General features: G+C 64.9%; 17 protein-coding genes, 2 other RNA genes and 1 pseudogene. 6 read left to right on the top strand and 14 right to left on the bottom strand.

Annotated features, from left to right (window positions below; genetic code table 11):
• The first annotated feature begins 37 nt into the window (after positions 1 to 37).
• Positions 38 to 1,063, top strand: coding sequence for a hypothetical protein (locus XdyCFBP7245_RS15360; RefSeq protein ID WP_158255515.1), 1,026 nt, complete (start codon positions 38 to 40; stop codon positions 1,061 to 1,063).
• A 276-nt stretch (positions 1,064 to 1,339) separates the two neighbouring features.
• Here the strand turns inward: XdyCFBP7245_RS15360 and XdyCFBP7245_RS15355 are convergent, their stop codons facing one another.
• Entirely contained in the window at positions 1,340 to 2,230 is an 891-nt protein-coding gene (locus XdyCFBP7245_RS15355) for an aldo/keto reductase family oxidoreductase (protein WP_104616427.1), read from the bottom strand.
• A gap of 227 nt (positions 2,231 to 2,457) precedes the next feature.
• Between XdyCFBP7245_RS15355 and XdyCFBP7245_RS15350 the strand changes: the two genes are divergently transcribed.
• Positions 2,458 to 3,339 carry a LysR family transcriptional regulator gene (locus tag XdyCFBP7245_RS15350; RefSeq protein WP_104616465.1) on the top strand — a complete coding sequence of 294 codons (882 nt, stop codon included), beginning with the start codon at positions 2,458 to 2,460 and terminating at the stop codon, positions 3,337 to 3,339.
• 130 nt (positions 3,340 to 3,469) lie between these two features.
• Here the strand turns inward: XdyCFBP7245_RS15350 and tagH are convergent, their stop codons facing one another.
• The 10 genes from tagH to XdyCFBP7245_RS15300 all read right to left on the bottom strand — a co-directional run bounded on the left by tagH (position 3,470) and on the right by XdyCFBP7245_RS15300 (position 14,643).
• A complete protein-coding gene (gene tagH, locus XdyCFBP7245_RS15345) occupies positions 3,470 to 4,795 on the bottom strand; it encodes a type VI secretion system-associated FHA domain protein TagH (protein ID WP_104616426.1) in 1,326 nt (441 codons plus the stop codon).
• A gap of 589 nt (positions 4,796 to 5,384) precedes the next feature.
• Positions 5,385 to 5,933, bottom strand: coding sequence for a DUF6931 family protein (locus XdyCFBP7245_RS15340; protein WP_104616425.1), 549 nt, complete (start codon positions 5,931 to 5,933; stop codon positions 5,385 to 5,387).
• Positions 5,930 to 7,894, bottom strand: coding sequence for a type VI secretion system tip protein TssI/VgrG (gene tssI / locus XdyCFBP7245_RS15335; RefSeq protein WP_104616424.1), 1,965 nt, complete (start codon positions 7,892 to 7,894; stop codon positions 5,930 to 5,932). The genes XdyCFBP7245_RS15340 and tssI overlap by 4 nt, the downstream gene beginning before the upstream one ends.
• Positions 7,895 to 8,044: 150 nt before the next feature.
• Entirely contained in the window at positions 8,045 to 9,397 is a 1,353-nt protein-coding gene (locus XdyCFBP7245_RS15330; protein WP_104616423.1) for a tetratricopeptide repeat protein, read from the bottom strand.
• 318 nt (positions 9,398 to 9,715) lie between these two features.
• Complete coding sequence (locus XdyCFBP7245_RS15325; protein WP_244907831.1) at positions 9,716 to 9,961, bottom strand: PAAR domain-containing protein; 246 nt, start codon at positions 9,959 to 9,961, stop codon at positions 9,716 to 9,718.
• Positions 9,962 to 10,072: 111 nt separating this feature from the next.
• Positions 10,073 to 12,586, bottom strand: a complete 2,514-nt coding sequence (locus XdyCFBP7245_RS15320) for a serine/threonine-protein kinase (RefSeq protein WP_104616421.1) — start codon at positions 12,584 to 12,586, stop codon at positions 10,073 to 10,075.
• Positions 12,565 to 13,104 carry an ECF-type sigma factor EcfK gene (gene ecfK, locus XdyCFBP7245_RS15315; protein ID WP_104616420.1) on the bottom strand — a complete coding sequence of 180 codons (540 nt, stop codon included), beginning with the start codon at positions 13,102 to 13,104 and terminating at the stop codon, positions 12,565 to 12,567. The genes XdyCFBP7245_RS15320 and ecfK overlap by 22 nt, the downstream gene beginning before the upstream one ends.
• A gap of 81 nt (positions 13,105 to 13,185) precedes the next feature.
• Positions 13,186 to 13,261, bottom strand: a non-coding RNA gene (locus XdyCFBP7245_RS15310) — sX9 sRNA.
• A 139-nt stretch (positions 13,262 to 13,400) separates the two neighbouring features.
• Complete coding sequence (locus tag XdyCFBP7245_RS15305) at positions 13,401 to 13,775, bottom strand: DUF2147 domain-containing protein (protein ID WP_244907827.1); 375 nt, start codon at positions 13,773 to 13,775, stop codon at positions 13,401 to 13,403.
• 340 nt (positions 13,776 to 14,115) lie between these two features.
• Positions 14,116 to 14,643 carry a hypothetical protein gene (locus tag XdyCFBP7245_RS15300; RefSeq protein ID WP_115529242.1) on the bottom strand — a complete coding sequence of 176 codons (528 nt, stop codon included), beginning with the start codon at positions 14,641 to 14,643 and terminating at the stop codon, positions 14,116 to 14,118.
• Between XdyCFBP7245_RS15300 and XdyCFBP7245_RS23805 the strand changes: the two genes are divergently transcribed.
• Entirely contained in the window at positions 14,642 to 14,896 is a 255-nt protein-coding gene (locus tag XdyCFBP7245_RS23805) for a hypothetical protein (protein WP_146091680.1), read from the top strand. The two genes, XdyCFBP7245_RS15300 and XdyCFBP7245_RS23805, sit on opposite strands and share 2 nt — an antisense overlap.
• A gap of 267 nt (positions 14,897 to 15,163) precedes the next feature.
• Positions 15,164 to 15,520 carry an amidase family protein gene (locus XdyCFBP7245_RS15295; protein ID WP_211287714.1) on the top strand — a complete coding sequence of 119 codons (357 nt, stop codon included), beginning with the start codon at positions 15,164 to 15,166 and terminating at the stop codon, positions 15,518 to 15,520.
• 79 nt (positions 15,521 to 15,599) lie between these two features.
• Here the strand turns inward: XdyCFBP7245_RS15295 and XdyCFBP7245_RS15290 are convergent.
• From XdyCFBP7245_RS15290 to XdyCFBP7245_RS15280, 3 genes are all read right to left on the bottom strand, one after another.
• A non-coding RNA gene (locus XdyCFBP7245_RS15290) (sX9 sRNA) lies at positions 15,600 to 15,661 on the bottom strand.
• A gap of 84 nt (positions 15,662 to 15,745) precedes the next feature.
• On the bottom strand, positions 15,746 to 16,129 hold the full coding sequence (locus tag XdyCFBP7245_RS24290) for a hypothetical protein (RefSeq protein WP_104616417.1): 384 nt from the start codon (positions 16,127 to 16,129) through the stop codon (positions 15,746 to 15,748).
• Positions 16,129 to 17,163 (bottom strand): NADP-dependent oxidoreductase, encoded by a 1,035-nt coding sequence (locus XdyCFBP7245_RS15280; protein WP_104616416.1) that lies wholly within the window; start codon positions 17,161 to 17,163, stop codon positions 16,129 to 16,131. The genes XdyCFBP7245_RS24290 and XdyCFBP7245_RS15280 overlap by 1 nt, the downstream gene beginning before the upstream one ends.
• A 66-nt stretch (positions 17,164 to 17,229) precedes the next feature.
• Here XdyCFBP7245_RS15280 and XdyCFBP7245_RS15275 point away from each other — a divergent pair, with 66 nt between their 5' ends.
• Both XdyCFBP7245_RS15275 and XdyCFBP7245_RS15270 read left to right on the top strand, forming a co-directional pair.
• Positions 17,230 to 17,793 (top strand): TetR/AcrR family transcriptional regulator, encoded by a 564-nt coding sequence (locus XdyCFBP7245_RS15275; protein WP_104616415.1) that lies wholly within the window; start codon positions 17,230 to 17,232, stop codon positions 17,791 to 17,793.
• Between the two features lie 285 nt (positions 17,794 to 18,078).
• Positions 18,079 to 18,528 (top strand): annotated as a pseudogene (locus XdyCFBP7245_RS15270) (IS4 family transposase); the annotation flags it as partial.

The raw sequence follows: 18,528 nt of genomic DNA, 5'->3' as shown, positions 1-18,528 counted from the left end.
CGCTGGCGATCGCGATGGCTGCAGTCGCCAGGCCCCGATGGATCGCGTCGATGGAGCGATTCTGCGGCGCACCTGCCAGGCGCACCCGTCAAAATGTCTCAGGCGATCGACTGTCATCGGAGACATCGGTACGCTCTGCCGCACCCGCACGGCAGACACCACCAGAGGTGCCATGCGCTGCGGATTCGTCGCTGGGGAGAGCGCATTGATCGTGGTGTTTGTTGTCGAAAAGCGTCCCGTCGCGCAAGGCTGCGGCTTTATCGCGGACTTCTGCTTGATCTGCCGTACCGCCCGGGTGTTCGAGGTCCAACGCGTCGGCCTGGCATGGTCGATGTTTGGTCTGCGTCTTGGCGCGGCGACCTACACGCATGAACACCAGGTGTGCCAACGCTGCCGGCAAGCGCTCCCGCACGATCCAGCGTGGTTCACGCAACGCGTGTCATCGCAAGAAACCGTGGACAGATTGATCCACATCACGCAGCCGGCACTCGCCGCACGCCATGCGCGCCGGCTGAAGATCGAAGAGCAGATGCGCGACTCGGCCGCGTCGCTGGATCCAGCGGTACGGGCCGACCTGTTGCATGCCCCCTTCGTACTGCTGTCCCCGCAGCTTGATCAGCGCTTTGCGACCACCCAACTCGATGGGCGGCAACTGGCGGCACTGGTGTTTGGCCTGCCGTGCGCGCTCCTACTTCTGCTGCCCATCGAGTTCCTGCTCGAACGCGTCGGCGTCCCCATTGCACAGACTGGCCCGTGGATCGCGTTTGCCGCGTTCACTGCCTATGTGGGGCTGGTGCTGTGGGTATCTCGACGGGCACGCAAACAGTTTTTTGAACGCGAGATTCTTCCGGCGTTCGCACTTGCCGTTGCCGGGCTTTCCCCAAGTCGCGAAGAACTGACGCTGGCGCTGGCACACCATCGCAGCGGCCCGCTGCGTCATTGGCGTCGCCTCACGCCTGCCTGGCTGGATACGATTGCCCGGCTGCCTGCACCCGCCAGATGGCCTGCACAGATTCAGACGCCGTCGGCCGACGAGGATGCGCGCTGGCGGCGGCCGGCCTGAGATGCGTTGTTGCCGGCGCTGATTGCAATAAATCCGGCTGGGCAGACGCGCAGCTGCACTTGGCCTATCATAGCGATGCGTTGCCTTGCGCGTGGCATTGCACGGCATGTGGTTTGGACAGACGGCCGTCAGCCCGTCATGCATTGAAGGGCTGTGAGCGGCCGCGGTCCAGGGATCTGCCAAGCGCGCCGACACGGCACGCATGGCAAGTGCGTCCTGCAGTCTCGGCAGCGAACTGCGAACTGCGAACTGCGGTAACTGCGCACGCGGTGCACTTCAGTGCGAGGTACCGACCTCGGTCGCAATACCGTCCAACGTCGCCACCTGCTCTGCGGACAGGGTCAGCGCAGAAGCCGCGAAGTTCTCCCACAGATGCGGCACGGAGGAGGTGCCGGCGATCACCAGGATGTTCGGCGAACGCTGCAGTAACCAGGCAAGCGCCACCTGTTTCGCGGTTGCACCGATCTGCTTGGCAACGGCCGACAGTCGGTCCGATTGCAGCGGTGAAAAGCCGCCCAGCGGAAAAAACGGAACGTAGGCGATGCCTTGTTGCGCAAGCGAATCGATCAGGGCGTCATCGTCGCGTTTGACCAGGTTGTAGTGGTTCTGCACACACACGATCTTGGCCAGCGACTGCGCCTGCGCGACCTGCCCCGCGGTGACGTTGCTCAGACCGATATGGCGCACCAGGCCCTGGCGTTGCAGCTCGGCCAGGCACGCAACCGGCTCGGCGATGGAGCGCTCGTCGGTCTCCATCGGTGCGCCCAGCCGCAAATTGACGACATCCAGTGCCTCCAGACCGAGACTGGCGAGGTTGTCATGCACCTGCCGCGTCAGGCTTTCGGGCGAGAGATCGATGTTCCAGGAGGCATCGCTTCCCCGGCGGATGCCGATCTTGGTGACGATCACCAATTCGTCGCTGTAAGGATGCAGCGCTTCGCGGATCAGTGCGTTGGCGATATGCGGCCCGTAGAACGCGGCCGTATCGATGTGATTGGCACCTAGCGCAATCGCTTCGCGCAGCACTGCCAGAGCTGCTGCCTTGTCGCGCGGCGGGCCCCATACGTGCGGGCCGGGTAGCTGCATGGTGCCGTAGCCCATCCGCTTGAGGCTAAGGGTCGTGCCGGGCAGGGTAAAGCTGCCACCAAGACGCGTCGTGCTGTGCATGGGAGTGTCCTTGAGTTGAGTGAGCGCAGTAGCTGTGCCGGATCTTTCCGGTAACAGGGCTGCAACGCGCTGCGAGACCGAGCCACTGCGGCGCGCTGACTGCGGCGATGAAAGACCTCGACTGCGAGGTGCATGGCCAATGTACGGGCGCTACCCCTGTGCGACAATCAGGTACAAACTGGACATCCTGTACGGAAATTCGAACAATGAGCAGCCGCTTGGCAGAGATGGAGGCCTTTGTGCGCGTTGCGCGCGCCGGCGGTTTTCGCCAGGCGGCCAAGAGCGCCGGCGGCAGCGCCTCCAACTTCAGCGATGCGATCAAGCGCCTGGAATCCTGGCTCGGCGTGCGGCTGTTCAACCGCACCACGCGCAGCGTCGTGCTGACCGACGCGGGCAAGGCATTGCTGGCCCGCGTCGAGCCTGCCTTGATCGAACTGGATGGCGCCAAGGACGTGATGAGCGCGTTCCGCAACACGCCAACGGGAACGCTTCGGCTCAACGTGCCGATCAGTGCCGCCAACCTGGTGATGCCGCGGATCATTCCACCGTTCATGGCGGCGCATCCGGACATCAGCGTGGAGATCCTGACCGAAGAAAGTTTTGTCGACGTCGTTGCCGCCGGATGCGATGCGGGCATTCGCTACGGCGAGCGGCTGCAGCAGGACATGGTGGCCATCCCGATCGGCCCACGGGTGCAGCGCAGCGCCACGGCCGCGGCGCCGAGTTACCTGGATAGACGCGGCCGGCCGACGCATCCCCGCGCGCTGGTCGACCACGACTGCATCCGTGCCCGCTTTCCAAGCGGTGCGATCGCCGATTGGGAGTTCGAGCGCAACGGTGAAGTGATCACCATTGTTCCGCGTGGGCAATTGCTGGTGGAAATCGGCGGAGGGATCGAGCTTGCCATTCAATCGGCAATCGCAGGCAGCGGGATCATCTATCTGTTCGAGCAATGGCTGCAGCCGCATCTGGAGTCCGGCGCGCTCGAACCGGTGCTGCGTCCCTGGTGGCAGCCGTTTCAGGGGCCGTACCTGTACTACCCCAACCATAACCTCACGCCACCGGCGCTGCGGGCCTTCATCGAATTCGTCAAGCAGCTGCCGGACTAAGCGTGCGCGAGGCGCGGGCGAACTCGTCGCCGAACGGGCGGCGTTTCGTAGGAGCGCGCCTGAGCGCGACGGGGCGTTACCGGGATGGCTCGGTCGCGCTCAGGCACGCTCCTACCGCTGCTGGATCGGGTTACCGCTCGCGCGCCGGCTGCCGCCGCGCCGATTTCAACCGCGCCAACTGCGCTTCGTACGCCCGTGCGAATTCGTCGCCGAACAGACGGCGGAAGCAGTCGTCCGGGTCGCCGCGCAGTTGCTCGAAGTTGTCGCGATAGCGCTCCCAATAGCGGCCCTTGCCGCCGAAGCTCAGGCGCTTGCCGCCGGCGTCGACTTCCTGTTCCAGTCGGTCGGGGCTGAAGTGGAACAGCATCGCGTCGAAGGCGGCGCGCATGCCGGCCAGCATCGCCATCTGGTGACAGCGGATGTCGTCGAAAGCGTCCTCGAAGGCAGGCACACCGGACAGGAACGAAGCGCTTGGCGGCGCCAGCAATTTTTGCAGCGCGTCTTCAGCCGTGGCGGCGAACTTGAGCGGGTTGTTCTCCGAGCGCTGGATCACCGTCACCGGCAAGCGGAAGGTGTTCTTGATTTCGGCGCGTGCGCGCAGCACGTCCATGACCCCATCGACGACGATGGTGAAGATGCGGTCCAGCTCCGGTGGCACTGCCAGCGTCGATGCAGCCGCGCTGGCTGATGCCTGCGGCGCGGGCGCTGCAACCGGTGACGCAGGCGTGGGCGCGGGCACCGCCGACGATGGCGGTGCAAAGTCGCCCATCGTCAGGTCCCAGTTTTCCGGCAACGTGGCGCGCGTGTCGCCATTGCCCGGCGGGCGGAAGTGATCGTGGCTGGCGTTGCTGTGATTCCATGCGCTGGGCGCCACGCTCGGTGGCGGGGCCGGCAATGGGTCGAGCAGCCGCAATGGATCGAGCTCGCGTGGCGTGCTGCCGAGCAGCAGGCCGTCCAGCGGATCGTCGGTGACAGGATGCGCCGCAAGCGGGGCACCGAAGTCCAGCAGGTCGAACGCGTGCGCGTTGGCAGGCGTGGCGTTGCGTATCGGCGATGGCGGCGGCGCGACCTGGGTGCGGTCGTCCATGGCGTCCAGCAACGGATCGAACGCAGGCGTCGGATCGGGCGCGGCGGTCAATGAGTGCACCTGCACCTGGATCTCAAAATTGTCCAGTTGCAGGCGGTCGCCATCGCTCAGCGCACACGGGTCGGCGCGCGTGAGTGCGACGCCGTTGAGCGACATGCCATTGGTGCTGCGGTCTTCGATGAAGTACATGCCGTTGAGGAAGCGCACCACCGCATGCGTGCGCGAGATGCCCGGCGCCGCCAGCACCCAATCGCTTTCATCGGAGCGGCCAATGCTGCCGCCGGTGCCGGCAAAGCGCTTCTGCGCGCTGGCCCCGAACTGCGCGGCCTGCACGCCGCTCACGGTGAGAATCAACTGCGAACTGGACACGACACAGGCTCCTGCAAATGATGATCGATATCAGGGAAAAACGTGGTGCGGTTGATGGAACGTCGCGAGCGGCCGCGCAGTGATTGTTTAGCCATCCTCAGCGTCACCCAGGTGGTCCTGAGCGGGTTTGGTCGAGGGCGCGGGCGCCCTCACCGCTCGCAGGACACGCCGTGGATCCATCCATGCAGGCTCGGCAGCGGCATCCATGCCGCCACACGCTCCCGCAAGCGGTGAGAACACCGCGCCAGGGAGTAAATCGGCTGCTTTGAGAAGATCTACGCACACCGACCGTCTCGACTGCTCATTGCCCGCCCACCGTCGCGGAACCTTATGCGGCACGGATACCGCGTAAGAGCCTGCGAGGACATACGTGCGGCATGTCCTGCGATGGTGGGCGGGCAAGGGCTCTGCAGCGGCGTCGCAGATCATCCGCTCTGCCACCGGCGCAGTCATCGCTTTAAACACAATCGACATCTCAAGATGTTCAAGTGGCTGGAAAACCTTGCGAACATTGAATGGGTAGAGGTGGCCGGCGTCTTCAAGGACGGCATGTCTGCCTGGCACACGCCGCAATGACCAACGGGCGATGTCATGGCGCGCGCGCACTGGCCAACAACTCCAGCGCATGTGCGGCATATCCGTTGCGGCGCACCTGTAGCTGCGCCGGCTCACGCGCCGCAAGCAAGGTAATGGCCGCAGCGACCGCGCGCGCGGTGAGATGTTCGGCGGGTGGCACCGGCGTGGCCTGTTGCGGTGGCGCCAGGCTGCCGCCGGACCAAGCCACCGCTGCCGCCAGCCAGGCGCCCAACGAGACGTAACCGCCTGCATGCGCAAACGCCTGCGCGGCGCGGCGATGCGCTTCGCTGGGGTCGCGTACCCATTTCTCGGCCAGCGCGGCGCCGACACGGTCTTCCTCGTCCAGCGTTTCGCCGCGTGCGCATTGGCACAGCCAGGCCACCGCGTAGCGCTTGGGCAAGAGGCGCGCGAGCAGCTTGATCGCATCCTCGCCATACCCCTGCGCCAGCAACGCACGCACCGCGGCCTGCGGCGCCATCGGCGCACCCAGCTGCGCACGTGCAGGCGCGGACAGCTGCATGTCCGCACACGCCTGCGCCAGCGAGAGCTCGGGCGCGCTCATCCGATCATGATCAGGCCGCCGGCAACCTGCACCAGCGCGTCGGCCTTGATGTTGACCAGCGGGCCTTTGACGGTGGCCGATGCGCCGGCTTCGGCGCTGAGCATGCCGCCGGACGACAGTTTGAGCGTGCCATCGCCCACCACCTCGGTGGCCGGCGAGGTGGCCTGCAGCTGCGCATCGGCAATCAACTTGATCGCCATCGAGGTGGTCTTGGCTTCGGACGTCGCATCGATCAGGATCTTGATGCCGCTGAGCACGATGTCGCCGTTGCGCTTCATCACTAGGCGCGAACTGCCGGTGACCAGTTCGATCTCTTCGCCGGCCTTGAGCAACAGTTTCTTGCCTACGTCCACGCTGTCGTTGTTGTCGATGCGTGCGCTGCGATCGTGGTTGACCGTGAGCACCTGGTCGTTGGTCACCATGGCGGTGTGGTCGTTCTTCACTTCTTCGCGCAGGTCGCGTTGCGCGCGCAGATAGACTTCTTCTTTGCCGGCCTTGTCGTCGAAGCGCAGCTCGTTGAAATCCGCGCTACCGCCGAGCAGGCTGCGGCTACGCATGCCGCTCTGGGTCTTGTTTTCCGGCAAGGCGAACGGCACGGCGTGATCGGCGTTGTAGACGCTTCCTACGATCAGCGGGCGGTCCGGGTCGCCTTCCAGAAAGCTCACCACCACTTCCTGCCCCACCCGCGGCAGGCTCATCGCGCCCCAACCCTTGCCCGCCCACATCGAGGCCACGCGCACCCAGCAGGATGGCGCCGCGTGCGGGCGTGCAGCGTTGGCCCAGTGGAAGGTCACCTGCACACGGCCATGTGCATCCACCACGATGTCTTCGTCGGTCTCACCGGTCACCACGGCCGTCTGCAGACCGGCGATGCTGGGCGTGGGCGTGCGCCGCAGGCTACGGAAGGGCAGCCGGCTTTCCATCACCTGCACGGTGCTGGAAAACGGCGCCTCGTCGCCATGCTCCGGCGCGGCCAGCGTGGTCTGTGCCGACAGCACCAGATATTCCTGGTTGAGCGGAGCGCACGGATGCTCGCGCAAAGTGAACAGCGCACCGACCATCAGCCCGCAGGCATTGGTGGTGGCGTGGTGGCTGGCGCGTTGCACGTTGACCGCCTCGTTACGCACTTGCGCGTAGCGGCTGGCATCGGCTTGCAACGCATGCGGGCCTGGATAATCGAAGACGTCCAACCCGTCGACCCGGTGCAGCTCGTCGCCACTGGCGGCGACTTCTGCCACCAGGGAGGCGCGTGGTTGCTGCGGGTCGTAGTCGGCGAGTGCGTGGCGTGTGGAATGCAGCGCACGGGCGCTGCGCCACTGGCTCACCACCGAGCGCAAGAGACGCCGGTGCTGCATGTCCGGTGGTACGTACGGCAGGGTGTTCACCCCGTTGCGCACCGCATGCGCGCCCAGCGCGTCGCACAGCACCAGCGTGTGCGCGTTGCGCGTATGCGTGAAGTAGTAATAGATGCCTTCCTGCTCCAGCAGCCGGCTGATGAAGCTGAAGTCGTCTTCGCGGTATTGCACGCAATACACCCGCTTGGGGTAGTGCGCGCTGAGCCGCTGCTGGATGTCGCTGTAGCCGCTCTCGCTCAGCACGCTGGCGACGATCTCCGGCACGCTCATGTCCTGATAGATGCGGCAATCGCGGCGTTGGGTGAGCAACCACGGCCGCGGAACCACGTGCAGCTCGAGCACGGTGTAGGGGAGCGCATCGATCACGGTGGAGCCGGCCTGCGTGCACGTGGCCACCATGCCGTGGTACCAGCGTTGCTCGCCGTTGTCGTCGGCCAGCTGGACGGCGACCGGTGTGGCCAGCAGCGCGCGCAGGTTGGGCTGCACATCCGTGCACAAGGCTTCGATGCGGAACTCGAACAGCTGCCCCAACGCTTCGCTGGCCTGCATGCGGTGCAGCAGCAGGCGCTCGCCAAGATCGGAGTGCAGCGTGATGGTGCGCGGCATCGAAGCATCCACAGGTGAGTGGGCAACGCACAACGCGCTGACCGGCAGCACCGACGTACCGGCCGGCAAAGACCACCGCGGGCCGGCAACGGACCGCTGCTGCCAGAGTCATGCTCACACGCGTACAGCCGGCAAAGCCGACATTTCGTCTCAGCGCTGTGCAGCTGTGCGTGCGGTCACGACCCAGCCATGCACCGGCTGGCCACGCTCGCTGCGCAGCACATCCAACGCGATGGCAATCGGCTGCAGGCCGGCGCTATGTAGCGCAGCCAGCACATGCGCATGGCTATGCCGATAGCGGCCGCTGGCATCGAGTTCCACCGCATCGGCGTCGCTCTCCAAGGCCTCGACGGTAAAGCCCAGCACCCCGCCCGGCCGCAGCGCAGCGGCTGCAGCGCCGAGCACCGGTTGCAGCGCACCGAAATACACCAGCGTGTCTGCCGATGCGATGACATCCCAGTGCGCATGCCGGCTCTGCAGGTAGGCGGTGAGTTCGGCAACCTCCAGTACGTCGTAACCGCCACGCTGCCGCGCCTTGGCGACCATGCCCGGCGACAGATCCACCCCGACCAGTTGCTGCGCATAGGGACGTAGCAGCGGTGCGCACAGCCCGGTGCCGCAGCCGGCATCCAACATGGTGAGCGCAGCCTGCGGCGCAGGCAGACAGGCGGCCAGCGCCTCGGTCAGCCGCTGCGGCGCGCGATAGTCCAGATTGTGCAGCAGTTGCTCGTCGAAACTATCGGCAAAACCGTCGAACAGCGCACGCACATAGGTGTCGCCCGCACGTGGCGGCGGTGCGGCGCCACCGCAGGCTGCCAGCATGTGCGCGGCCACGGCATTGCCCGGGTCGCGCGCCAGCCATGCACGGTAGACCGCCTGCGCCTGGGTGTGTTCGCCGAGCAGGTACAGCCCGGTGCCCAGCGCTTCGCGTGCGTGTAAATGCTCCGGTGCCAGGCTGCAGGCCTGTTGCAGGCACTCCACCGATTGCTGCAGGTGCTCGGCGGCTTGCGCGTTGTTGCGGAGAAACACGCCGAGCAGGTAGTGCGCGTGCGCCGATTCGGGATAGAGGTGCAGCAACGCGGCGTAGGTCAGGAAGGCTTCCTCGAGGCGGCGCTGCGCTTCGAGCACGGCGGCCAGATTGGCCAGCGCATCGGCATGCGCAGGTTCCAGTGCAAGCGCACGTCGATAGCACTGCTCGGCCTCGCTCAGCCGGCCGCATTCGCGATGCACATTGCCCAGGTTGTTGCAGGCATCCGGTTGCGCAGGCGCCAGTTGCAGTGCCTGGCTGATGGCCTCCACCGCTGCTGCGCTATTGCCTTGCTGATGCAGCAATACGCCCTGGTAATGCAGTGCCTGCGCATGGCCGGGCTGGGCCTCCAGCAGCTGGACATACGCCCGCGCGGCTTGGTCGAGCTTGCCGCTGCGATGCGCCTGCATCGCGGTCTGCAGCACGGCATCCAGATCTGCGTGCATCTCGGCGATCGCGTGACGGGCAGGCTGCATGTGACATCTCCTAGGAGGATTGGACGCAGGGGCTGCGTCGAATGACGGCGGAACGGAACGGTGGCGCGCAATCTCTGGCGACGCATCTGCGTATCGGTATCTGCACTCGCCGCGCCTGGCTGCTTCTAGCGGCGTTTTGAAACACGCTCACGCTGTGCATTGGCCGCTGCAGTGCAGCCACTCAGCTGCATGCGCACGCAACCGGGCAGTGCAATGACAGTGCTGAGTGCGCATCTAAGATCGCTAATGTGTCGGCATGCAATGACGTCGCCCGACACCCATGCAAGCCATCGCCGCGCGCAGCCCCCGGCCACGTCATCAGCCGATCAACACCGTAAAACAGCCCAAGGCGATCACCCCGCCATGCGCAGTGCTATCGCCCAGGCGGGCCGCCGGTTGCCCGCTGATGAGCACGGTGGGCGCGCCCATCACGATGCTGTCCGGCGGGCCGACGCACACCGCCGAATCGCCGATGCGCGCGGCCGGCAGGCCACCGATCAACACCGTCGATGCGCCAGGCCCGATGATCGGCCCACCCACATGCGGCACCACACCGGTGACCATCGGGCAGACATGCAGATCGGTCAGGCGTGCGGCAGGTTGCACGGGTGCGCTCCGGCGCTGGCAGTGCGGGCACTATCGCGCCGCATGGCGCGGCTTACCCGACGATTCGTCTCAGCGCCGCGCCACCGACGTTGTCGTCTCCACGCTGGAGGCGGCCGGCTCCGCCAACGCCAGGGTCTGCCGTGCCGCACGCAGCGGCGCTTCGGCATCGCCAAAGATGCCGGTGAGCACTTGCACCGCCTGCTGCGCATGCGCGCGCGCGGCGGCGGCCTGGCCGAGCGTGCGCTCGGCTTCGGACATACCGCGCAGGATCTCGGCCGTCTGCGGATGCGCGCGGCCCAGCACGCGCAGGCTGGTGGCCAGTGCGGCCCGCTGCTCGGCCAGCGAGGCTGCCGCCTGCCCGGCGTCCAGCAGCCAGAACGCATGATTGCTGCGCATGCTGATGGTGGCGGGCGCATCGTCTCCAAACACGGCGCGCGTGCGCTCCAGCGCCTCCCGATAATACGGGCCAGCTTCGGCCACCTTGCCCTGCTGACGCAGCGCGCCGGCCAGATTGGCTTCCACCATCAAGGTATCCATGGCGTTACTCCCGTAGAGCCTGCGATTGATCTGCAGCAGCGGCGCAAGTTCGGCCTCGGCGCCGGCAAAATCGCGTTGCATCAACAGATACACCGACAGGCTGTTGCGCATCGCCAGCACCAGCGGATGCTCGGCCCCATGCAGGGCGCTGCGCTCGCGCAGGAGACTGCGTTGCAAGGCGATCGCCGGGAGTAGTTGCCCGCTATCGGCCAGCAGCGCGGCATAGACATTGCCGGCATCGATGCGTTGATCTGCGCTGGTCGCGGGATTGGCCAGCGCCGCCACATAGGCACGCCGGCTCTCGGTCATGGCCTCGGCCATGCGGCCCTGATCGCGCAGCGTCCAGCCCAGCCAGGCGCGCATTTCATTGCCAATGGCTTGCTGTTGCAGATCGCCGCGCTCGGCCTGCGCAATGCCTTGACGCAGCACCTGCACCGCTTCGTTGCGCTTGCCTGCACCGCGCAGCGCCTGGCCCAGCATGGAGGCCGTCTTCAACGCCGGCCTGCTGCCCGCGCCCATGCTCTGTTGCGCCAGTGCGTGGGCGGTGCGCAGATGCAGCACCGCCTGCGGAAAATCGGCCAGCGCAATCAAGGTGCCGCCCAGCGTCTTCTCCACATCGGTGCGCGCATCGGGCTGGCTGGCCAGTTCGCGCGCGGCGCGTTGCGAGGCCTGCTCCAGCACACGCAGCATCAGCGTCTTGTCCAGATCCTTGGCAATCGCCGGGTCCACGCTGGACAACACCGAGGCCATGAAATCGCCAGTGACGCGCGCACGTTGCGCGTCGCGCGCGGCCTGCTGCAGCGACCACAGCGTGGCACCCAGGCCAGTGATCACGGCCATCGCCACTAATCCACCGGCCAGCACGCCACTGCGATGGCGCTGGGTGAACTTGCGCAACCGCAATAACCGGCCAGCGCGTAGCGCGCGCGGCGGGTAGCCATCGAGCCAACGATGCAGATCGTCCAGCAGCGCCGACACCGAGGCGTAGCGCGCCACCGGCTCCGGCGACAACGCGCGCAGCACGATCGCATCCAGGCCATCGCGCAGTTGCTGCTGCAGACGCGTATGGGTGGTCGCACGCGCCGTGCAGATGCGCGCACGCGCATCGGGCGGTACCGCTGCCACGCGCTGCGATGGCGGCTGCGGCAACCCGTCGCGCCCGGCCACTGGCACCAGCCCGCAGCTGAGTTCGTAGAACATCGCCCCCAAGGCGTAGATGTCGCTGCGCGCGTCCACCTCCTGCGCGCCGCGCGCCTGCTCCGGGCTCATGTAGCCGGGTGTGCCGCGTCCATGCGCCGAGGTCATGCCCGGGTTGGCGGCATCGATGGCGATGCCGAAGTCGATTACGCCCAGCATCGGCCGGCCATCGATCTCGCTGACCAGCACGTTGCTGGGCTTGAGGTCGCGATGGATCACGCCTTTCTGATGCGCGTGCTGCACCGCCTCGCTCACCCGCAACATCAGCAACACGCGCGCATGCAACGACAACCGATGCGCATCGCACCACCAGGTGATCGGCTCGCCGCGCAGGTACTCCATCACCAGGTAGGGGCGGTCGTGCGCATCGGTGCCCACATCGTGAATCTGCGCGATCGCCGGATGCACCATCTGCGCGAGCAGCCGGCATTCGAACTCGAACAATGCACGGCCCTGCACATCCAGCGCGTCGGCGGCCACCAGCTTGATCGCCACCTCGCGCTCGTAGGCACCGTCGGCACGATGGCCCAGATACACCTGGCCCATGCCGCCGGCACCGATCAGGCGGTCGATCGCCCACGCACCAAAGCGCGTGCCGGCCGGCAGCTCCGGCAACGGCGCGCGCAATGCGGCGGCGGCCTGTTTCAGTGGCCCACGCACGCGCAGCGTGGCCTGCGATTCCACCGCCAGCATCGCCAGCAATTCATCGCGCAACACCGCATCGTCGCCGGCCTGCGCATGCGCAAAGGCCTCGCGCTCGCGCACCGGCAACTGACAGGCCTGATGGAACAGCGCCTCCAGCCGCTGCCAAGCAGTGGCCGCCACGCTCACAGCTGCGCCGCCAACCACACCCGCGCAAACCGCAGATCGCGCTCCAGCGTGGGCACCGACACCTCCAGCTGCTCGGCCGCTTCGGCCACGCTCAAGCCCACCAGCTCGGTCAACGCAAACGCCTTGGCCTTGCGCTCATCCACCCGCGCCAGCTTGTCGAAGGCATCGGCCACCACCATCAGCGCTTCCGGCCGCGCTGCGCCGTCGGACAAGCTGATCGTCAGCGTCACCGCCTGCCCAAGCCGCTTGGCGCTGGCCTGCTGCCGCGCCAGATCCACCAACAGATGGCGCATCTGCAGCGCCGCCACCGCATAGAAATGCGTGCGCGAACGGAACCCTTGCTGGCCCTGCTCCAGCCGCATCCACGCCTCGTGCACCAGCTCGGTTGCCTGCAGCCCGGCGCGTGCATCGCGGCGCAACTCGCGCATCGCGGTGCTGCGCAACACCTCGTAGACCTGCCGCGCCAAGGCGTCGCCCGCCCCGGGCGCGTCGTGCTGCCAGGCCTGCAACAACTCGGTGATCGGCAGCTCGGACATCGGGGCCCATCTCGCCTGCGTGGAGGCGCAGTATCCCGCATTGGCGGCTGGGTGGGCGGCTGAATACGTAACGATTTAAACGGCTAACAACGCCATGCGGACAGGTATCAGGCGAGCGTGGACAGCGCGCAGGAACCGTAGTGTCCGAGTTGGACCGGCCGAGGTCGAACATCGGCTATGCCTGCCGGGCGGCTCCCCAGTCGTTTCGTTAGTCGCGCTTGGAGGCTCGGCCCAGGTTGTAACGAGCTGGCTGTATCGAGCTGGCTAGCTTCCCCGACCGTGCGTCTGCGCGGCGATCAGTTGGCAGGCTGCCAGGTTGGGCCCTGGCAGATGAAGGCCACACATCCCTCCACCTTCAACGAGCCATCGGCATCGCGTTTGACCTTGGCGTTGTAGCGCTTGCCGGATTCCGGGTTGTAGATCTTGCCTTTCCACAGATCCCCCGCATCCACCAGCTCGCTGAGGATCACTGTTCCTTCCATCGGGTTGTGGCGCTTTGACGGATCCGGATTGAACACATCGGTCTTTGCGCTACCCGGCTTCACACGCAGCACCTTGACGATGGTGCCGCACAGCGCTGCGCCGCACGGCTGGATGTCCACCAGTGCCTGTTGGTTATCGGTGAACCACTTCCCGGTGATCGGTTGGGCGGCGAATGCGGTTGCGCTCAATGCAACCAATGCGAGGACGAGACAGCGTGCGGCAGAGATCGGCGGGTGCATGATTCGTTCAACCTTCAAAAAGACAGGAAAACCACAGCGGCTTGCCGCAGTGGCCGATGACCGGCGATTGATTCATGAAAGAATCAGAGCCGGCTAATCCGATCTTATTGGCGCAATCTTGGGACATGGTTAGCCACGACTTGGTCGACAAGGCACCATCTTCATCCTCATCGTCTTCTGCGCTACATAATCTCCAGTCCCTCCCCACTGACGGGAGAAGGACTGGAGAACTACCGATCAGGGCCAATCTTGAGTCACATCAGCGCAACGCACTCTGCTCAGCAACCGGCTAACTCAGGTTCAATGTCGAGCCTTCTGCACAGGCACGAAACTGCTGCGCGCCGCCGCCCACAGCCGTATAAACGATGGCAAAGTTCTTTTTGACATTGGGATCGGGATCTCCACCGAACGTTGCGTTGCTCACCGTGATCGCTGTACCACCATTGTTGATCAGCCATTGGCATGTTGCGGTGACGTCGTACCCGTTGTTGCCGGTGCCGTACAGTGCACGCACGACTGTAAAACTGGGTTTACCCGGCACTGGAACGGGCGTCGTGGCGGTAGGCGGATTGGGAACCAGATCGATCTGGCCATTTTCCGCGCAACCGAGCGCGATGGGATTGCCGTTGTTCAACGCGGGATTCTTGTACAGAAGCGCAAAGCTCTTGACCGTACCCGGGTCGGGGTCCGTTCCGAAGAAGGCATTGCTTGCGGTGATATCGTCGTTGCCTGTGTCGACGATGTTCTGGCACACCTGGGTGACATCGATTCCTGCGTTGCTGGTGCCGTACACAGCGGAAAGGATCGTGATAGCCATGATAATTACCCTCTTGGGGGCTGGAAAGGCCGCCTCGAGTCGCCTCTCGCCATGGATGACCGATCAACCGGCACCCTGGCACAACGTTGGACGCAGCGTGCGTGACACCTGGTTATTCAGCGCAACATTTCCTGATGTATCTGATTTCCAATATCCTTCCGAAGCAGTTGGCCAGCGCCATGCCCAAGCGCTGATGCCGGAAACTCAACGCCACCGTCTTATCCATGCCTACAGCGTCAGGGACATTGATTGATGCTTCCAGAGTCACCATAAAACGTGACCGGAGAGCATCGACAGGAACTTGATGCAGCGACAGGGCTCATGTCGTCCTCAAGCACCGGTAGGGCTCAAGCCAACCTTAGCGAGCGGCAGAACACACACCCGACACAACGTCTCAATCATCTGCCGGGATGCAGACATGTGACATGCGACGCTTTGTTGGATGAAAATTCGACCGGACGTGCTGGCTAACGTTGAGAATGGACCGCGCTTCTAACAGGCTGCGTTTCATCTGACTTGTTTGGATTACATCGAGGCAGAGCAGGCCGGCGAGCGCATCCGTGATGGCTATGCCAACTACTTCAGCCGCTACGATGCACTGATCACCCACGTGTTGCCGATTCCCGCGCATAAGCACGGCGTCGAGGAATTCACTATCGACGGTCAGACCGTGGACGCCACCCACCTTCAAGGCGCAACAGTGCCGCTCAATGTCGCCGGCCTGCCTGGTGTTGCGATGCGGTTTGGCACAAGCAAGGACGGCTTGCCGATCAACGTGCAGATCGTCGGCAAGTGGCAGGCAGAATCCACCATCCTGCACGTCGCAGCGCTACTGGAAAGCGTCAGCGCCGTGCGCAACCTGCATCCGGCGCTGTGACAACGACAGCGCTGGCGGGGCTTGCGAATCCCGAGCGCTTTCACTTCTGATCTATGCGAGCGGCTTACAACACGCAAAGGACAGTCATCCGACCGGTAGGTGTGGACGGCGCGGAGGAACCGGAGTGTACGCGTGGTACATGCCGCACTGCGCACCGGCTACACATGCATGGCGGTGAGCGCGGCAGTTTTGTTGGTGGCTCGTCGGGGGTCATGACAGATTGGCTTATGCCACTGCGACCGGATGAACCGCCTCATCGATCCAGAGAAACCGTCCATCGGCATCGCGTTCGGCGAACACGTAGACATCCAGTGCGAGCGCTGGGCCATGGCGCATCGCAAGGGCAATCGTGTGCCGCTGCGCATAGCGATTGCCGCAGCAAAACTCGTCGCGCACAACGAACGTGGCGTGCTGCAAATCCTCGCGTAGCTGCACGATGCGTTCGCTCACGGCAGTGCGGTCTTCCCGGAGACCGTTGCTGCATTGCCGAAAGTCGGGGCTGAAGTGCCGGTCCATGGCCCCTTCCACGCTCAGCTGGCGATTGTTGAGCAAGTCCTCCACCGCGGCCTTGAGAACGTTCGCACGCAGGATGGTCTGGTGATCGTCCATCACTCGACGGTCATCACGATCTTGCCCTGGATGTGGCCTTGCGCTGCGCGTTCGTGTGCTTGCCGCACCTGCGACAGATCGAAGCTGCTGTCGATGCCCACGCGCACGATGCCGTCTTGCAAGAGCGTCGCCAATGCAGCGAGCTGTGCGCCGCTGGATCTGACCTGGGTGGTGGAGACGCTCACACCCAAGGCGTTGGCGGCTTGCCCGCCGTCGAATCCGAGCGGAAAGATCGGAAACCGCGCTCCACCACGTTTGAGCGTGCGCACGAATCGCCCCGTCGCCGGGCCGCCCACGGCATCCACGACCAGATCTGCGTCGCTCACGGCTTCTTCTGCGGCGACCCGGGTGTAATCGATGAACACATCCGCGCCCAACTCACGCACGAATGCTTCGTGTCTGCCTGAGGCGATCGCCACCACATGCGCACCCTTCCATTTCGCCAACTGCACTGCAAAGTGACCGACGCCGCCGGCGGCACCGTTGACCACCACGGTCCTGCCATGCAGCTCCACCGGCACATGCGGCATCGGTTGCAGCGGATTGGGTGCGTTGTGCCCTTGTTCGACCATGAACTGCCAGGCCGTCAACAGCGACATGGGCGCACCCGCAGCGTGTGCATGGTCGATCCCGGTGGGTTTGACGGCGACCTCGTCTGCTGGCGCGGTCACATACTGCGCGTACGCACGGCTGCCTCCGGCCAATCCGCTCGGAAAGCGCACCATCGCATAGACCTCTTCGCCCACCGACAGCCCTTCGACGTCGTCGGCAACCGCTTCGATCACGCCTGACACGTCCGTGCCCAATATCAACGGAAAATCCACCGCCGGGCGCCACTGCGCGGGCAGCGCCTTGTAGCCCTCACGCAGGTACCAGTCCGGTGGATTCAAGCCGACGGCGCGCACCCGGATCAGCACTTCCCCCGGTTGTAGTGCAGGCATCGGCGCGTCTTCGTAGCGGAGTACGTCGGGCCCACCGAATGCGGTCTGACGGACGGCCTTCATCGTCTTCATCGTTTCTGTAACGGCTTGCATGCGATATCCTGAGCGGAACAGTGATCCGAATATACGGAGCACTGCTCCGAATGTAAAGGATGGGGCATGAGAGCCGACGCACAGAAGAACTACGCGCGCTTGTTGGACGTGGCACGGCAAGCCCTCGCAGAAGCGGGCGCGGAGGCATCGCTGCGTGACATCGCCCGCCGTGCCGGGGTCGGGCTGGGCACCTTGTACCGGCACTTCCCCACGCGCGAGGCCTTGCTGGAAGCGCTATTGCGCAGCAGCTTCGAAGACCTGGCGACCAAGGCCGATGGCTTGCAGCACGCGGACGCATCGGACCGGGCATTGGTGCTGTGGCTGCAGGACGTCATCGATTTCACGCATCGCCAGCGCGGTGTCCTTGCGCCGATGATGTCGGCCATCGAAGACGAATCCTCCGCACTGCACGACTCCTGCGTCAGGCTGCGCTCCGCTGGTGCGGCACTGCTGGCGCGCGCCCAGGCAGATGGCAAAGCGCGTGCCGACATCGACGGAGACGAACTGTTCGACCTCATCGCCGCCTTGGCCTGGCTTCGCGAACAGCCTTCGCATGCCGATCGGTCCGGCCGCCTGTTCGAGATCGTTGCCGGGGCGATTCTCGTTGGTGCCCCCACGGCAATGCAGTAGGTGAAAAGAATCTGAGCCCGTTATTTTAAGGTGGGAACACCTCAGAACCTGACGCTGTTATCCCACTATCACCTCACACCATCCGGTGCTGGGGAGCGGCCGATTGCTCGCGCTGCTGCTCCACGATTCCAGGCGCAGATCGAAGCGATACTGCGGCGCAGAGTGACCACTCGGCCGCGCGGGCGACCGAGTAGTTCATCCGAATAAGGTCTGCCAAACCATTCCGACCCTGAGGTTTCCCCACATTTCTTACTNAGGTGACTAAGCCAGAGAAGAGTGCCGACCATGCGCGCCAGCGAAGTATTGCAGAAGTGCCTGTCTCACTCACTCTCTGGCATGCACGCATTACGTCGACGCGTCTTGCTTGGCGCAGTTGAGGCACTGTTGCACGGAGGCCGGCTGACCTTGATCGACATTGCGCGCGCATGGCCAGGCACGAGGCGGGTACGTGCGCCCCTCAAGGCATGCGACCGCCTGCTGCGCAATCGCACGTTGCAGGGCGAACGATCCGTGATCGAGCGGGACATGGCGCATTGGCTGCTGCGCGGCGCGCAGCTGGTGATCGTCATCGACTGGAGCGATCTGAAGCCGGACAAGTCATGGTGTCTGCTGCGCGCAGCCGTGCCGATCGGTGGGCGCACGTTCACGTTGCTGGACATGGTGGTTGCTGGAAAACAGCAAGGCTCGCCTGGTGCGGAGAAGCGTTTTCTGCAACACCTCAAGGAACTGATTCCA

Origin of the sequence: Xanthomonas dyei, assembly GCF_002939865.1 — a bacterium.
Classification (GTDB): Bacteria; Pseudomonadota; Gammaproteobacteria; order Xanthomonadales; family Xanthomonadaceae; genus Xanthomonas; species Xanthomonas dyei.
This window is presented reverse-complemented; position numbering and strand designations above follow the sequence as displayed.

Bases quoted from the DNA above. Each gene is read 5' to 3' on its own strand.
- XdyCFBP7245_RS15350 (WP_104616465.1), top strand. From the start codon at position 2,458: ATGGAGGCCTTTGTGCGCGTTGCGCGCGCCGGCGGTTTTCGCCAGGCG.
- tssI (WP_104616424.1), bottom strand. From the start codon at position 7,894: ATGCCGCGCACCATCACGCTGCACTCCGATCTTGGCGAGCGCCTGCTG.
- XdyCFBP7245_RS23805 (WP_146091680.1), top strand. From the start codon at position 14,642: ATGATAATTACCCTCTTGGGGGCTGGAAAGGCCGCCTCGAGTCGCCTC.
- ecfK (WP_104616420.1), bottom strand. From the start codon at position 13,104: ATGTCCGAGCTGCCGATCACCGAGTTGTTGCAGGCCTGGCAGCACGAC.
- XdyCFBP7245_RS15355 (WP_104616427.1), bottom strand. From the start codon at position 2,230: ATGCACAGCACGACGCGTCTTGGTGGCAGCTTTACCCTGCCCGGCACG.
- XdyCFBP7245_RS15300 (WP_115529242.1), bottom strand. From the start codon at position 14,643: ATGGCTATCACGATCCTTTCCGCTGTGTACGGCACCAGCAACGCAGGA.
- XdyCFBP7245_RS15330 (WP_104616423.1), bottom strand. From the start codon at position 9,397: ATGCAGCCTGCCCGTCACGCGATCGCCGAGATGCACGCAGATCTGGAT.
- XdyCFBP7245_RS15360 (WP_158255515.1), top strand. From the start codon at position 38: ATGGATCGCGTCGATGGAGCGATTCTGCGGCGCACCTGCCAGGCGCAC.
- XdyCFBP7245_RS15340 (WP_104616425.1), bottom strand. From the start codon at position 5,933: ATGAGCGCGCCCGAGCTCTCGCTGGCGCAGGCGTGTGCGGACATGCAG.
- XdyCFBP7245_RS15325 (WP_244907831.1), bottom strand. From the start codon at position 9,961: ATGGTCACCGGTGTGGTGCCGCATGTGGGTGGGCCGATCATCGGGCCT.
- XdyCFBP7245_RS24290 (WP_104616417.1), bottom strand. From the start codon at position 16,129: ATGGACGATCACCAGACCATCCTGCGTGCGAACGTTCTCAAGGCCGCG.
- XdyCFBP7245_RS15280 (WP_104616416.1), bottom strand. From the start codon at position 17,163: ATGCAAGCCGTTACAGAAACGATGAAGACGATGAAGGCCGTCCGTCAG.
- XdyCFBP7245_RS15275 (WP_104616415.1), top strand. From the start codon at position 17,230: ATGAGAGCCGACGCACAGAAGAACTACGCGCGCTTGTTGGACGTGGCA.